Below are 16197 nucleotides of genomic sequence, written 5' to 3'. Positions count from 1 at the left end.
GGTGGGCGGCAGGGCATAGTCCCTGCAAAAAAAACACCGACCATTTAGCTAAGGCAACACCGCACAATTCCCGCCTGACGGCTTAAGCACCGTTCCGGCGGCCGCGGCACGGCATCTGCGTTGCCAAAATGCTCGATAATACACAAAGTATTATCTGCGCTTTTGGCTTAGCAGCTGCCGTACCTCGCTCGCCGTATCGGCACTTAGAATTATGCGGTATTGCCCTAAAGTTATTATTACTATAAAAAAGGAAGCCAACCATGATCTATTGTCTGACTGGCAAAATTTTGAAAAAATCCCTGGATTCTGTCGTCATCAGCTGCGCGGGTGTGGGGTACTATGTGCAGGTCCCGGCTACCACCGGCGAGGCCCTGCCTGCCCCGGGGCAGGAGGGCACGGTCTATACCATCATGAACGTGACCGAGAACGATGTTTCCCTCTATGGCTTTGCCAACGAGGAACAGCGCGACTGCTTCAAGATGCTGACGGCCGTTACCGGCGTCGGCCCCAAAGCGGGCCTGTCCATCTTGTCCATTATGTCCCCGGAAAAGGTCGCGCTGGCGGCCTCCAGCGGCGACTACAAGGCGTTTACCAAGGCCAGCGGCGTTGGCCCAAAGCTGGCCCAGCGCATTGCCCTGGAACTGAAAGACAAAGTGGGCAAGGGCCTGGCCAATGGCAACGGCTTCTCCGGCGATATGGGTACGCCCGCGCCCAGCTCGGCCCCGGCGCAGGCTGTGGCGGCGCTGGTCAGCCTGGGCTACACCCCCAGCGATGCCGCCGCCGCGGTGGCCCGCGTGGACGAGACACTGCCCGTACAGGATATTATCAAGGTGGCGCTGCGCAGCCTGTCCCGCGCACGCTGAAAGGGGTAAACAATGAATCAGGAATATATGGTAGACCCCGCCCGCCTTGTCAGCCCGGACGCCATGCCCGCCGATGCCGAGGAGATCAGCCTGCGTCCCAAAACGCTGGATGACTACGTCGGCCAGGAGAAAGCCAAAGGCAACCTGAAAGTCTATCTGCGGGCGGCGCAGCAGCGCGGCGAGCCGATGGACCACATCCTGCTCTACGGCCCGCCCGGCCTGGGCAAAACCACGCTAGCAGGCATTGTGGCGCAGGAGATGGGCGTGCAGATCCGCATCACCTCCGGCCCGGCCATCGAGAAGCCCGGCGACCTGGCAGCACTGCTGACCAATTTGCAGGAGGGCGACATCCTCTTTATCGATGAGATCCACCGTCTGTCCCGCCAGGTGGAGGAAGTACTTTACCCGGCGCTGGAAGATTTCGCGCTGGACATCATGATCGGCAAAGGGCCGAGCGCACAAAGCATCCGCATCAACCTGCCCAAGTTCACGCTGGTGGGCGCGACTACCCGCGCCGGTCAGCTGACAGGCCCCCTGCGTGATCGCTTCGGCATCCTGCTCAAGCTGGAGCTGTACAGCCCCCAGGAGTTGGGGCGCATCATCACCCGCAGTGCGGGTATTTTGGGCGTGCCCATCACCGACGAAGGTGCGCTGGAACTGGCCCGCTGCGCCCGCGGCACGCCGCGTATCGCCAACCGCCTGCTGAAACGCGCCCGCGACTTTGCCATGGTGGAGAGCGAGGGCACCATCGACGAAGAGACCGCCATTGCGGCCCGCAAGTGGATGGACATCGACGAGCTGGGTCTGGACGAACTCGATCGCAGCCTGCTGCGCGCCATCATCGAGATGTACAACGGCGGCCCGGTCGGTCTCGAAACGCTGGCCGCTGCATTGGGTGAGGAGAGCGTCACGCTGGAAGATATCTGTGAGCCGTACCTGATGCAGATGGGCATGCTGACCCGCACCCCCCGCGGCCGCTGCGTGACCCGCCTGGCCTATGAGCATCTGCACATGGCTGTACCGCGCCGTTTTGATGAGGATGACGGACAGCAGAGCATGTTCTGACGTGCTTCGGGCGAAAAATCACTGACCCCATGCCGACAAGCGGCATAGAATGATAAATCAACCGAATCAACCAATAGGAAAGGATCTGACGAGAATGGGTAAATTGTTTGGTACTGATGGTGTCCGCGGTGTGGCGGGCAAGGACCTCACCTGCGAACTGGCGCTTCAGATCGGCCGCGGTACCGCTGCCGTGCTTACCAGCCTGGACGGCCACCGTCCCAAAATCCTGATCGGCAAAGATACCCGTGTGTCCGGCGATATGCTGGAATCCACCCTGGCCGCCGGCCTGTGCAGTGTCGGCGCTGACGTAGAGCTGCTGGGCGTTATCCCCACCCCCGGCGTGGCCTACCTGGTCCGCAAATACAATGCCGACGCCGGCATCATGATCTCCGCCTCCCACAACCCGATGGAGTTCAACGGCATCAAGATCTTCAAGGGCGACGGCTACAAACTGCCCGATGAGGTCGAGAACCAGATCGAAGCCCATGTCTTCAACAACTGCACGGACATTCGTCTGGCCGAGGGCGCGGACATCGGCCGCATCAAGATGTGCCGCACCGGCGTAAAGGATTACGTCGACTTCCTGCAGGAGCATATCGACGCCGACCTCACCGGTCTGAAAGTGCTGTTCGACTGCGCCAACGGCGCCTCCGCCAGGGTCGCGCAGGAATTGTTCCCGCGCCTTGGCTGCGAGTGCGGCTTCATCGGCACCCAGCAGGACGGCGTTTCCGTCAACGACGGCTGCGGCTCCACCCATCTGGAAACGCTGGAAGCGGCCGTCAAGCAGGGCGGCTACGATTGCGGCATCGCCTTTGACGGTGACGCGGACCGCTGCCTGGCCTGCGACGAAAACGGCGCCGAGATCGACGGCGACAAGATCATCGCACTGGTCGGCACCGATATGAAGGAGCGCGGCCGCCTGGATGGCAACACCGTCGTCGTCACCGTCATGTCCAACCTGGGCTTCATGAAATACATGCAGTCTTTAGGCATTGAGACCGCCCGCACTGCCGTGGGCGACCGCTACGTGCTGGAAGAGATGCGCGCCCGCGGCTATGCCATCGGCGGCGAGCAGAGCGGTCACGTGATCTTTCTGCATCACTCCACCACCGGCGACGGCGAACTGACTGCCGGCAAGCTGCTGAAGGTGCTGGCCCGCAAGAAGGCCGAAAACGGCGCCAAGATGAGCGACCTGAACGCCGTGTACACCAAGTTCCCCCAGGTGCTCATCAACCTGACTGCCGACAAGGCCCAGAAAGAAGCCTACAAAGAGGATGAGTATATCGCCGGCTTCATCGAGAGCCAGCAGCAGAACCTGATGGGCATGGGCCGCGTCCTCGTCCGTGTTTCCGGCACCGAGCCGAAGATCCGCGTTATGGTCGAGGGCGAGGACCAGGAGGCCATCAAGTCCAGCGCCGACCGCATCGCCGACATGATCAAACAGCGTATTTTGAATAAATAAGACGTTGTACCGTATAGAATAAAAGGAGAATTGCCTATGCGCCCTGCCGACAGCTGGCGGGATTATGAACTGTTGGACGCCACCAACCACAACCGCCTGGAGCGGTGGGGGCAGACTTTGCTGATCCGCCCCGACCCGCAGGTCATCTGGAAAAACGACGAGACCAGCCCCCTGTGGGCCAGGGCCGATGCCGTGTACTACCGCTCGACCAAGGGCGGCGGGCAGTGGAACTACCACAAGCGCCTGCCCCAGAAATGGCAGATCAACTGGGGCGAGCTGACCCTTATCGTCAGCCCCACCGGCTTTAAGCACACCGGCGTTTTCCCGGAGCAGGCCGTCAACTGGGCCTGGTATCAGGAAAAAATTAAGGCTGCCGGCCGTCCCATCCGGGTCCTGAACCTCTTTGGCTACACCGGCGGCGCTACGCTGGCCTGCCTGGCCGCAGGGGCCAGCGTCACCCATGTGGACGCCAGCAAAGGCATGGTGGCCTGGGCGCGGGAAAACGCCGCCGCCAGTGATCTGGCCGACCGCCCCTGCCGCTGGATCGTGGACGACTGTGTCAAGTTCGTGCAGCGGGAGATCCGCCGCGGCAGCAAGTACGACGCCGTCATCATGGACCCGCCCAGCTATGGCCGCGGCCCCGGCGGTGAGATCTGGAAGCTGGAGGACAACGTCTACGACCTCATCACCCTGACCGAGCAGGTCCTCAGCGACGATCCACTGTTCTTTGCCATCAACTCCTACACCGAGGGTCTCAGCCCTGCGGTGATGGAATACATCGTTAAAACGACGCTTTGCCCCACTGCGGGCGGGCACACTCACTGCGATGAGATCGGCCTGCCGGTCTCGGCTACCGGCGGTGTGGTGCCCTGCGGCGCCACCGCTATTTGGGAGAAGTAAACTATGCCAAAGGAAGAACCGATGATCCGCGTACAGGACGTCAAGTTCCGCTATGACCCCGAACAACCCACCTACGCTGTGGACGGCGTGAGCCTGAACGTCCGCCGCGGTGAGTTTGTAGCCGTGCTGGGTGCCAACGGCTGCGGAAAAAGCACACTGGCCAAGCATTTCAACGCCATCCTGCTGCCGGAGACCGGCACTGTGCTGGTGGAAAACATGGATACCCGGGGCGAGGACCACCTCTATGACATCCGCCAGAAGGTGGGCATGGTGTTCCAGAACCCGGACAACCAGATCGTGGCGACCATTGTGGAAGAAGATGTGGCCTTTGCGCCGGAGAACCTGGGCGTTCCGGCCGAGGAGATCCGCACCCGCATCGATGAAGCCATGAAACTGGCAGGCATCTATGAAAAGCGTGAGGCGGCCCCCTACAAGCTTTCCGGCGGCCAGAAGCAGCGCGTTGCCATTGCAGGCGTGATCGCCATGCGGCCGGACTGCCTGGTGCTGGACGAAGCCACCGCCATGCTGGACCCCCACGGCCGCAGCCAGGTCATGCGCACCATTCATCAGCTGCGGGAAGCCGGCATCTCCATCGTCTCCATCACCCATTATATGGAGGAAGCCGCCCAGGCCAACCGCGTGCTGGTCATGAGCCGGGGCCGTATCGTGATGGAAGGCACGCCAGAGCAGGTGTTCAGCCAGACCCAACGGCTGCACAGCTACCACCTGGATGTGCCCCAGGCGGCAGAACTGCGGGACGAGTTGGTAAAAATCGGTATTCCAATGCCGGAAAATGTCATCACCCCCGACCGCTGCGCCGAGGAACTGTATAAGCTGCTGCAGTAAGCTGCGCAAGGAAAAATCCCATCATAGGCAGAAACGGCACCCATCGCGGGCGGTATTCTGCGGGAAAGGAATAAACAGTGTCAGAGATCATTCATGTAGAACATCTGAAATACGTCTACAATCCCGGCATGCCGGACGAAACCACCGCGCTGGATGACGTATCGTTCAGCGTGGAGGAGGGTGACTTTGTCGGCATCATCGGCTCCACCGGCAGCGGTAAATCCACTCTCATCAGCCATTTCAATGGCCTGAACCGCCCCACCTCCGGCCGTATCCTCATCGACGGCAAGGATATGTGGGAGCAGGGGGCCGACCTGCGGGCGTTCCGCTTCCAGGTGGGCCTGGTCATGCAGTACCCGGAGTACCAGCTGTTTGAGGAGACCTGCGCCAAGGACATCGCCTACGGCCCGCGCAACATGGGGCTGGACGAAGCCGAGATCGACCGCCGCGTGAAGGAGGCCGCTGCTTTCGTCGGCCTGTCGGACGAGCTGCTGCAGAAAAGCCCGTTTGAACTTTCCGGCGGGCAGAAGCGCCGCGTGGCGATTGCGGGCGTTATGGCCATGCACCCCCGCGTGCTGGTGCTGGATGAACCCGCCGCCGGTCTGGACCCCGAGGGCCGCGACACGATTTTAAGCCAGATCCGCGACTACCACGGAAAGACCGGCATCACGGTACTGCTGGTCAGCCACTCGATGGAGGATATCGCCAAGTACGCCAACCGCGTGCTGGTAATGAGCCACGCCAAGCTGGCCATGTACGACACGGTGGAAAAAGTGTTCGGCCACGCGCAGGAGCTGCTGGAGCTGGGGCTTTCGGTGCCGCAGGTCACGCAGATCTTCCTCAAGCTGCGCCAGATGGGGCTGGACATCCCCACCGATGTTTACACGATGCCCTACGCTGTCAAGACCATCCAGAAGGCGCTGGCGGCCAGGCAGGCAAAGGGGGTGCAGTAAATGCTGCGTGATATTACCATCGGCCAGCATTTCCCGGGCAACTCGGTGCTGCACCGCTGCGACCCGCGCTTAAAGCTGGTGGCCACCATCGCCTACATCGTGGTGCTGTTTGTGGCGCCTAACCCCCTGGGCCTGGCGCTGTCTATTGCCCTGCTGGCGGCGCTGTACAAGGTGGCCAAAATCCCCGGCAAGCTGATTTTAAAGAGCCTAAAGCCTATTGTGCCCATCGTGCTTTTCACGGCGGTGCTCAACCTGTTTTTTGTCACCGGCGAGGGCGAACCGCTTGTCCACATTTGGGTGTTGAAAATTTACGGGGAGGGCATCCGCTATGCCATCCTGCTGACGGTGCGCGTCTGCGCATTGATCGCAGGTACGAGCCTTTTGACCTACACCACCAGCCCCATCGTGCTGACGGACGCGATTGAGAATCTGCTGCGCCCGCTGGCGAAAATTCATTTCCCGGTGCATGAGCTGGCCATGATGATGACCATTGCGCTGCGGTTCATCCCGACTTTGATCGAAGAGACCGAGAAGATCATGAACGCCCAGAAAGCCCGCGGTGCCATGATCGACAATGGCACTTTCACCCAGCGCATCAAGGCGCTGGTGCCGGTGCTGATCCCGCTGTTCATCTCGGCCTTCCGCCGCGCGGACGAGCTGGCCATGGCCATGGAGTGCCGCTGCTACCACGGCGGCGAGGGCCGCACCCGGTTAAAGCAGCTGAAGTTCACGGCCGAGGATACCCGCTGCGCCGTTATCATCACGGCAGCGCTGCTGGTGATCTGCGCCACCCGCTTCTTTGTGCCGGGGTTGGCGTAATAATTTTTTGAAGAGTCCCTGTAGGGGCGGACATGGTTCGCCCGTGGCCGTTCATCCGGTCAAAAACTTTGCGGGCGAGCAATGCCTGCCCCTACTATGTGTTTTGTAAATGTATGACCTACCTTTTATGGATCGCCTATAAAGGCACGAATTACGGCGGGTTTCAGGTGCAGCCCAATGCGCCGACCGTCTGCGCCGCTGTGCAGGACGCCATGCAGCGGGTGCTGGGCTGCCGCCCCGATGTAAAGGGCTGCTCCCGCACCGATGCCGGCGTTCATGCGCGGCGTTTCGCGCTTAGTTTCTGCTATACTGGCAAGGTCCCGGCGGAAAAGATGGTGCAGGCGTTCAACGCCCACCTGCCGCCGGACATCCGCGCACTGGAAATTTGGCCCGTGGCCGAGAACTTCCACGCCCGCTACGCCGCCCACGCCAAGACCTACCGCTACTATATTTTAAATGCCCGGGTGGATGACCCCTTTACCTTTGATACCTGCTGCCGGATCGGCCCGGAACTGGACGTAGCCGCCATGCAGGCGGCGGCGGAACGGTTCGTCGGCACGCACGACTTTTTGGCGCTGTGTGCGTCAGGCTCCAGCGTGGCCGCCCATGGTGACACAGTGCGGACCATTACCCGCTGCACTGTGGAGCGGGCAGGGGACAGGGTGACCATCACCGTCACGGCGGATGGGTACCTGTATAACATGGTGCGTATTCTGGCCGGGACACTGGTGGAAGCAGGCCTGCACAAGCGCACGCCGGAGAGTATCCCCGCCCTGCTGGCCAGCCGCGACCGCCGCCGGGCTGGGCAGACCCTGCCCGCCAAAGGCCTGTTTTTGGAGGATGTGGCGTACCCGGAACTGACCAAATCATAAGGCAATACCGCATAATTCTAAGTGCCGATACGGCGAGCGAGGTGCGGCAGATGCTAAGCCAAAAGCGCAGATAATACTTTGTGTATTATCGAGCATTTTGGCAACGCAGATGCCGTGCCGCACACCGAGCCGCAGCGAGGCGCTTCGGAGCGCAACCGCCGCTTGCGGCGGCTCTTGGCGCGGAGATCCGCTGGAGCGGTGCTTAAGCCGTTAGGCGGGAATTGTGCGGTGTTGCCATAAGCGAAAGAAGGTGACCCCCACTCATGAGCAAAGCGGATAAGGAACGCCAGGCGCGCCGCCAGCGGATGCTGGCGCGGGAGCGGGGGCATACCTCCACCTATCCCATCCCCGGTACCAGCGGGGACATCGGCCTGCGCACCCCCCAGCCGATGCGCCGCAGCCGCGGTACCACCCCGCCCCCAACGCCGGAAAAACAACCCGACAACGTGAAGTCCTTCACGCCGCTGATCCAGCAGCGTCAGCGCCGCCACTATACCGTTCTGGCGGTGCTGATCCTGTGCATTGCAGCGGCCGTCTTTGTGTTTACCGGTGCCATGTCGGCGTCCATCGCTCTGCTGGGCGATGCGGCGGACAGCCTGTCCCTCTACTTCAACCGCAGCGACGGCGGCTGGCCGGTCAATACCGGCATCAGTGAGCCGATCCAAATTGCCGAACTGGCGGGCGGCTTTGTGGAGCTGGACAGCGAAGACGTGGTCGTCTACTCGGCCTACGGGGCTAAGGTACGCAGCTTTCAGCCCGGATATGCCCGGCCCGTTATGGCCGTGGGCGGCACCCACTTTGTGGTGTACAACCGCGCGGGCAGCGACCTGCAGGTCTCCAGCCGCACCAAGGCGCTGTACACCAAAACCTTTGATAACAGCATCCTGCTCTGTGCCATGTCCAACAATAACACGCTGGCCGTTGTCACTGAGTCGGGCCGGTATGCCGCGCAGCTGCAAATTTTTGACCCCTCTTTCCGCCAGACCTACAGCTGGGAGATGACCCAGAACGAGGGGACCCCCATTGCCGTAGCTTTCTCGCCGGATAACCGCCAGTTCGCCGCCGGTACGCTGGCGGCGCGGCAGGGCCAGCTGGGGTGCAAGGTGTATTTTATGAGCACCTCCTCCAACTCCGAAGGTCCGGCCTACACCGCCAGCCAGGGCAGCATGCTCCTCTCGCTGGATTGGCAAAGCGAGAGCCGGGTGGTGGCGGTGTTCGATACCTACATCGCGGTGCTGGACCCCCGCACGGCCACCGAGACCGCTCGCTATGATTTCGGCGGTGCTACGCTGCAAAGTGCTGCGCCCGGCCAGCGCCAGACCGCCCTGCTGCTAAACATCCGCGGCGGCAACAGCCTGGTCACGCTGGACAACGACCTGACCCCTCTGGCCGAGATCCCCGCCCGCCAGGCCTACGGCATCAAGGCCACGGACACGTCGGTCTACCTGCTGTGTCCCAACGCTGTCGAGTGCTACGGCTTTGACGGCGTGCAGAACTGGGTGCAGGATAACTTCTCCGCCCGGCCCATCCAGGTGCTCAAAGCCTCGGAACTGCTGGTGTTTACCGGCAGCCGCGCCGAGGTGCTGACCCCGCCGGATAACGCCAATAACACAAATGATTCCTGATACGAAAGGACCCGAAATCTCCTATGCAGCAAAATATTTCTCTGGTTTATGACCTTCTCTTTCTCATCGTGTTTGCCGTGGTGGCTGTGTGCAGCTGGCATAAGGGCTTCCTGGCCAGTTTGGCTGAGCTGATCGGTGCTGTGTTTGGCGTCGGCATCGCCGTCTGGGCCAGCCAGACCGCCGCCCCGCAGATCTACGAAAAGTTTTTAAGCGCTTCGGTGGCCAACCGGGTAGAGCTGGCCCTGCGTGAATCCAACGGCAACATTGCCGAGGCTTTGCAGGGCATCAGCTTTTTGCCGGAATCCATGCAGCAAAGCCTGCTGAACCTGCTGAACGATGCGGGCAGCGACGTGCCTGCCAAGATCGCCGAGGCTTTGCAGCCGTTGATCCTGCCCTTTGTGCAGGTGCTGCTGTTTGTGGTGCTCTGCGTACTGGTGCGGTGGGTGTTCCGCCTGCTGGTGGGCGCGCTGCGCTGGTTCAACGGCGTGCCGCTGCTGGGCAGCGTCAACCGCCTGCTGGGTCTGGTGCTGGGCCTGGCCAACGGCGCGGTGGATTGCTGGCTGCTGGCGCTGGCGCTGTGGTTTTTGGTGGGCGTTACCGGGGGCAAGCTCTCCTGGCTGAACGGCTACATACTCAGCCAAAGCGTGGGCTACGGCATTTTCGGCAGCATCAACCCCTTTGTTTGATGGGCATGTAATGAATAAATTCTGAACATTCCGCCCGAAAACTTGCAAAACAGCCCATTTCGTTTCATAATATTTGCAAGACTATGCGCCTATACCGGGCGTTTTCTATAGAGGTGAAGAAATTATGGTTTGTGTACGCTGCAAAAAACGCACGGCCGTGGTGTTCATCCAGCGGATGGACAACGGCAAGCCGGTGCAGGAGGGCTACTGCCTGACCTGCGCCCGCGAGATGCACATCCAACCCGTGGATGATCTGATGAAACAGTTCGGCATGTCCGATCAGGATCTGGAGAACATGGAAGAACGCATGAGCAGCTTCCTGCAGGAGGCTGCCGAGTCCGGTATGCTGCCCACCGCAGCAGGTGAGGACGCCCCCGAGGAGGGCGACAGTCAGGACGATTTTGTGCCCGGTGGTTCGCCGGTGTTCCCGTTTGGCTTTGGTGCAGCCCGCCAGAGCGGCGACGACAAGACCAAAGGCAAAAACGGTAAAAAGGACAAAGCCCCCAAGCGCAAGTTCCTGGATACCTACTGTGAGAACCTGACCCAGAAGGCCCGGGACGGCAAGGTGGACCGCATCATCGGCCGCGACCGCGAAATTTACCGCACCATCCAGATCTTGTGCCGCCGCCAGAAGAACAACCCCTGCCTGATCGGTGAGGCCGGTGTCGGCAAGACTGCCATCGCCGAGGGCATCGCCCAGCGCATTGCCGAGGGCCAGGTGCCCGCCCGCCTGCGGGACAAGGAGATCTTCCTGCTGGATATGACCGCCCTCATTGCGGGCACCCAGTTCCGTGGTCAGTTCGAGCAGCGGGTCAAGGGCCTTATCAGCGAGGTCAAGGCCGCCGGCAACATCATCCTGTTCATCGATGAAATTCATTCCATCGTGGGCGCGGGCGATTCTGACGGCGCCATGAACGCTGCCAACATCATGAAGCCCGCCCTCTCCCGCGGGCAGGTGCAGGTCATCGGTGCGACCACTTTTGCCGAGTACCGCAAGTATATCGAGAAAGATACTGCGCTGGAGCGCCGTTTCCAACCCGTTAAAGTCGAGGAGCCTTCCATCTCCGATACCATCGAGGTGCTGAAAGGCATCCGCATCTACTACGAGAAGCACCACTGCGTCCGCGTGCCGGACCCCGTGGTCACCAACGTGGTCAAACTGTCGGAGCGGTACATCACCGACCGCTTCCTGCCTGATAAGGCCATCGACCTGCTGGACGAGGCCTGCGCCTGCTGCAACCTGCGCCACCCCGAAATTACCGAGTTGGTGGAGACCCAGCGCAGTGTAGCCGAGCTGGAAAGCCGCGAACATGAGCTGGAGAACCCCGAGCCGGAGAACGGCCAGGATGCCGCCATCGACTACGAGGCCCTGGCTTCGGTTAAGACGGAGCTGGCCCAGCAGCGCCAAAAACTGCCCGCCTTGCAGCTGAAGGTGGCCGAAATTGAGGTCACGATGGACGATGTGGCCCAGGTCATCGAGCTGTGGACCGGTATCCCCGCCGTCAAAATTAAAGAGACCGAGTACGGCCGCCTGCAGGGCCTGGAAGAAGCCCTGAAAGAGCATATCATCGGCCAGGATCAGGCCGTACACGCCGTGGCCGGCGCCATCAAGCGCGCCCGGGCTGATCTGTCCGGTCGCCACCGCCCCGCCAGCTTCATCTTCGTCGGCCCTACCGGTGTCGGCAAGACCGAGCTGGTCAAGCAGCTGGCCAACCAGCTGTTCGATACCGTCGACCCGCTCATCTCCATCGACATGAGCGAGTATATGGAGAAGTACGCGGTGTCCCGCCTCATCGGTTCGCCCCCGGGCTATGTGGGATACGATGAGGCTGGCCAGCTGACCGAGAAGGTCCGCCGCCACCCCTACAGCGTTGTGCTGTTTGATGAAATTGAAAAAGCACATCCTGACGTCATGAATATCCTGCTGCAGATTTTGGACGAGGGCAAGATCAACGACGCCCAGGGCCGCGTGGTAGATTTCTCCAACACCGTCATCTGCATGACCTCCAACGCTGGCTCCACCGATCAGAGCGGTGCTACCGGCTTTGGCAAGCGCACTGAGACCGCCAGCGCCGACAAGTGCATGAAGGCTTTGCAGGAGTTCCTGCGCCCCGAGTTCCTGGGCCGCGTGGACGAGGTCATCACCTTCCGCCCGCTGTCCGGGTCCGACCTGGAGCGCATCGCCCAGCTGATGCTGGATGAATACAAGCCCGGCCTGGCCACCCATAGCATCACGCTGAACACCACGCCTGAGGCGCTGGCCGCCATCGTGGCCGAGAGCACCACCCGCTATGGCGCCCGCGAGCTGCGCCGCACCATCCGCAAGGCAGTGGAGGACCCCATCTCCGAGGCACTGGTGGACGGCCGCCTGGGCAGCCAGCTCGCCGCCGTCACGCTGACGGCTAAGGACGGCAAGCCCGTACTGGAGCTGTGATGCGTACAAAACTTGCTGCACTGCTGCTGGCCGTGCTGCTGCTGACGGGCTGTGTGCCCTATGTGCGGTGGCAGATCACGACCAACATCCCCCAGACCCAGCAGATGCCCGCGCCGACCCCGGCCCCCACGGCCATGCCCCAGCCGGATTCCGGCTTGAGCCGCCGCCAGATGGTGTACGGCAGCGCCGGGCTGCTGACTGAGCCGACCGTGCTGGTCAGCGTTTACTTAAACGATGCCGCCGGCGGTCGTGTCTGGACCGAGGATGCCAAGGCCGAGACACGCCAATACCTGGCCACCGCCGTGCAATGGCTGAACGAACAGGCCGAAACCTACGGCCGGACGTTGCAATTGTACTATGACGACGGCACCGTCAACAGCCCGCTGTGCCGCACCTACACGCCCAAATCGGCCATCCGCGGCGGGCGGAGCTCCGAGGAGAGCGACGCGCTGCTGACCGAGCTGGACGCCGTCAGCGCCACGTTGGACACCGCCGCGCTGCAAAAGACCTACGGCACCGACCGGGTGGCGTTTCTCTATTTCCTGCCGGTCAGCGGGGCGTCCTTTACGATGGTCCACTACGCCGACGACGGCAGCAATTTTTACCACGAGTACAGCTGCCTCTACCGGTACGATGTCTATGCGGGGGAGGGCGAGAGCGAATCCCCGGCGACCTATGCCCACGAAATTTTGCATTTATTCGGCGCGCCGGACCTGTACGAGGGCAGCAGCGATGACTTTGTGGACGATGCGCTTATTGCCTACGTCGAGGAGACTTACCCCGACGAGATCATGAACAGCACCTACAATGACGACGGCACCAGCAGCTTTGACAGCGTGCATAAGGCCATCAGCCCGCTGACCGCCTACTGCCTGGGCCTGACCGACACCTGCCCCGAACTGGAGCAGTTCCCCAAGTTGGCCAACATAACGCCGGGAGTGTTCCGCTACCCGGCCGACAGCGGCAGCACACCCGATACCGGGAATGATGCTGACGGTGGGGGCGAAGTCGGGGATGAACCCGACAGCGCCCAGGCATGGCCCGGCGCCGTGGCGGTGTAAGCAGCGAAAGGGGGCGCATACCTTGCCGAACGAGGATTTTCCGCTGCGGGTGGACGGCGTGACCGCCGGTTGGGCGGCAGAACGCCGCCCCGAGGATGTGATCCCCGCCGCCCGGACCGACGCCTGGCAGCTGGTCTACGTGCGCAGCGGCACCATTGAGGAACGCTGCGACGACCGCCGTGTGCTGCTGCGGGCCGGCGGGCTTTTGTTCCACCAGCCGGCAGAGACCTTTGGCATGCGCCCGGTGGGCGAGGTGCCGCCCGATGTGCTGCGCCTGGATTTTTTGTGTACCCAGGCCGGGATGGACCGCTTTCGCGGTGCCGTTTTCCATGCCGAACCCCAGGAACAGCATGATTTAAACTGGTTGATGGACGCTGTAACGGAATATTTTGAGCCACCCGACACCCTGGGCCAGGCCACGGTCCCCAAAGAGGAACAGCCCTACGGAGCCCAGCAGCAGCTGGCCATCCATTTGGAAAACCTGCTGATCTTGCTGGCCCGGCGGTACAAGCGTGCCCGCAAGCCCGGCGTGCGCCTGCGGCGGGAGCGCCGCCAGACCGCCCTGGTGGACGCTGCCCGCACCTACTTTGCCAAAAACCTGGAGCGGGAGCTGCGGGTGGACGAGGTGTGCGAGGCCATCGGCTGCACCAGGCCGCAATTGCAGGCGGCCTTCCGCACCCGGCTGCGGCATACGGCTATGGAGGAATTCTCCGCCATGCGGCTGGACTACGCCGCTCAGCTGCTGGCCCGGGGCGATACCCCCGGCGAGGTGGCCGAGCGCATGGGCTACCGCAGCGGGGCCTACTTCAGCCAAAAATTCAAGGAGGCCACCGGCAACACCCCCAGCGCCTACCGCCGCCTGCAGCAGGGTTTGCCGGCCCGCCGCCTAAACAGGCAACAAAAAGACAAAGACGAATCGAAAACCTCTATTGCAGAAACACCGCCAAAAAAGTAAAATAGGGGTAACAAGCGGGGAACATGCCCCGCATAAAAGCAACAAGATGGGCAGCGACGCATAATTCGGAGTGCCGATACGGCGAGCGAGGCGTGCCAGCTGCTAAGCAAAAAGCGCAGGTAATACTTTGTGTATTACCGAGCATTTTTGCGCCGCAGATGGTGCGCCGCAGCCGCCGGAGCGGTGCTGCGATTATGCGGAACTGCCCACTAACATAAGTGATAAGGAGACGATCGTTATGGCAATTTTGGTAAGCGGTGGCGCCGGTTACATCGGCAGCCACACCTGCGTGGAACTTCTGGCCGCCGGGTATGATATCGTCGTGGCCGATAACTACTACAACTCCTGCCCCGAGGCCCTGGCCCGCGTGAAAAAGATCGCCGGCAAGGACTTCCGCTTTGTCGAGGCCGACATGACCGACAAGGCCGCCGTCGAAAAGATCTTCGCCGAGAACGAGGACATCGACTGCGTCATCCAGTTTGCCGCTTACAAGGCAGTGGGCGAGAGCGTCTCCAAGCCCATCGAGTACTATTCCAACAACCTGGCCTGCACGCTGAATATTCTGGATGTTATGCGCCGCCACAACTGCCATAACATCATCTTCTCCTCCTCCGCTACCGTCTACGGCGACCCCGCCAGCGTGCCCATCCGCGAGGATTTCCCCGTGGGCGGCACCACCAACCCCTACGGCACCACTAAGGTCTTTACCGAGCGCATCCTGACCGACTGCTGCAAGGCTGACCCTGAACTGAATGTTGCGCTGCTGCGTTACTTTAACCCCATCGGCGCCCATCCGTCGGGCCTCATCGGCGAGGACCCCAACGGCATCCCCAACAACCTGGTGCCCTACATTGCCAAGGTGGCGGTCGGCAAGCTGGAGAAGGTCCACGTCTTTGGCAACGATTATCCCACCCCGGACGGCACCGGCGTGCGTGACTACATTCACGTTGTCGACCTGGCCCGCGGCCATGTGGCTGCCATCAAGAAGCTGGAGGAAAAGCCCGGCCTGTTCATCTGCAACCTGGGCACCGGTCACGGCTACAGCGTGCTGGACGTCATCCATGCCTTCAGCAAGGCCTGCGGCAAGGAACTCCCCTACGTCATCGACCCGCGCCGCCCCGGCGACATTGCCGAGTGCTGGTGTGATCCCAGCAAGGCCAAGCGTGAGCTGGGCTGGGAGGCCCAGTACGGCATCGAGGAGATGTGCGCCCACAGCTGGAACTGGCAGAGCCACAACCCCGACGGCTACAAGACCGCCAAATAACCCAGGCAGCACTTAAGGCAACACCGCACAATTCCCGCCTTACGGCTTAAGCACCGCTTCGGCGACTGCGGCACGGCATCTGCGTTGCCAAAATGCTCGATAATACACAAAGTATTATCTGCGCTTTTGGCTTAGCATCTGCCGCACCTCGCTCGCCGTATCGGCACTTAGAATTGTGCGGTATTGCCTTAAAAAACACGCAAGGACGCGCCCGTAAAAAGGCGCGTCCTTTTTGTTTATATGCTTTTGTTCAGCCTTACTTTTTTGTGCCATAACTACCACATCTAGTGGGTGATATGCCCATAAAAAACAAAAAACAGCGAAAACTGTGCTAAATGTGTTCTCTCAACAACAGAAGGAACATAAAACGCGCAGGTTCGCTGTTTTTGAAT

Annotated in this window: 14 protein-coding genes; all 14 read left to right on the top strand. The window is 61.4% G+C overall.

Features of this window, described 5'->3' with window-relative positions:
- Window positions 1–260 precede the first annotated feature (260 nt).
- The 14 genes from ruvA (at window position 261) to galE (ending at window position 15805) form a co-directional block, all read left to right on the top strand.
- Window positions 261–863 (top strand): Holliday junction branch migration protein RuvA, encoded by a 603-nt coding sequence (gene ruvA / locus OGM81_04370; GenBank protein ID UYJ44376.1) that lies wholly within the window; start codon window positions 261–263, stop codon window positions 861–863.
- Between the two features lie 12 nt (window positions 864–875).
- Window positions 876–1928, top strand: coding sequence for a Holliday junction branch migration DNA helicase RuvB (gene ruvB, locus OGM81_04365; protein UYJ44375.1), 1053 nt, complete (start codon window positions 876–878; stop codon window positions 1926–1928).
- A 94-nt stretch (window positions 1929–2022) separates the two neighbouring features.
- Window positions 2023–3390, top strand: a complete 1368-nt coding sequence (gene glmM / locus OGM81_04360; protein UYJ44374.1) for a phosphoglucosamine mutase — start codon at window positions 2023–2025, stop codon at window positions 3388–3390.
- 36 nt (window positions 3391–3426) lie between these two features.
- Window positions 3427–4290 carry a class I SAM-dependent methyltransferase gene (locus tag OGM81_04355; GenBank protein UYJ44373.1) on the top strand — a complete coding sequence of 288 codons (864 nt, stop codon included), beginning with the start codon at window positions 3427–3429 and terminating at the stop codon, window positions 4288–4290.
- A gap of 3 nt (window positions 4291–4293) precedes the next feature.
- Complete coding sequence (locus OGM81_04350; GenBank protein UYJ44372.1) at window positions 4294–5136, top strand: energy-coupling factor transporter ATPase; 843 nt, start codon at window positions 4294–4296, stop codon at window positions 5134–5136.
- 77 nt (window positions 5137–5213) lie between these two features.
- Window positions 5214–6089: an energy-coupling factor transporter ATPase gene (locus tag OGM81_04345; GenBank protein UYJ44371.1), complete on the top strand. Its 876-nt coding sequence runs from the start codon at window positions 5214–5216 to the stop codon at window positions 6087–6089.
- On the top strand, window positions 6090–6908 hold the full coding sequence (locus OGM81_04340) for an energy-coupling factor transporter transmembrane protein EcfT (GenBank protein UYJ44370.1): 819 nt from the start codon (window positions 6090–6092) through the stop codon (window positions 6906–6908). It begins immediately after the preceding gene.
- A gap of 113 nt (window positions 6909–7021) precedes the next feature.
- A complete protein-coding gene (truA, locus tag OGM81_04335; GenBank protein UYJ44369.1) occupies window positions 7022–7780 on the top strand; it encodes a tRNA pseudouridine(38-40) synthase TruA in 759 nt (252 codons plus the stop codon).
- Between the two features lie 263 nt (window positions 7781–8043).
- The gene (locus OGM81_04330) at window positions 8044–9405 is read left to right on the top strand and encodes a DUF5711 family protein (protein UYJ44368.1); all 1362 of its coding nucleotides are present in this window, start codon (window positions 8044–8046) and stop codon (window positions 9403–9405) included.
- Between the two features lie 23 nt (window positions 9406–9428).
- Window positions 9429–10091 (top strand): CvpA family protein, encoded by a 663-nt coding sequence (locus tag OGM81_04325; protein UYJ44367.1) that lies wholly within the window; start codon window positions 9429–9431, stop codon window positions 10089–10091.
- Window positions 10092–10215: 124 nt separating this feature from the next.
- Window positions 10216–12525, top strand: a complete 2310-nt coding sequence (locus OGM81_04320) for an ATP-dependent Clp protease ATP-binding subunit (protein UYJ44366.1) — start codon at window positions 10216–10218, stop codon at window positions 12523–12525.
- Complete coding sequence (locus tag OGM81_04315) at window positions 12525–13586, top strand: hypothetical protein (GenBank protein ID UYJ44365.1); 1062 nt, start codon at window positions 12525–12527, stop codon at window positions 13584–13586. Before OGM81_04320 ends, OGM81_04315 begins: the two co-directional genes overlap by 1 nt.
- Window positions 13587–13608: 22 nt before the next feature.
- Window positions 13609–14541: a helix-turn-helix transcriptional regulator gene (locus OGM81_04310; protein ID UYJ44364.1), complete on the top strand. Its 933-nt coding sequence runs from the start codon at window positions 13609–13611 to the stop codon at window positions 14539–14541.
- A 238-nt stretch (window positions 14542–14779) separates the two neighbouring features.
- Complete coding sequence (gene galE, locus OGM81_04305; protein UYJ44363.1) at window positions 14780–15805, top strand: UDP-glucose 4-epimerase GalE; 1026 nt, start codon at window positions 14780–14782, stop codon at window positions 15803–15805.
- Window positions 15806–16197: the final 392 nt, after the last annotated feature.

It is taken from the genome of Oscillospiraceae bacterium (assembly GCA_025758045.1).
In the GTDB taxonomy this organism is placed as follows: domain Bacteria; phylum Bacillota; class Clostridia; order Oscillospirales; family Ruminococcaceae; genus Gemmiger.
The sequence above is the reverse complement of the archived record's forward strand: the minus strand, read 5'-3'. Positions and strand labels throughout refer to the sequence as shown.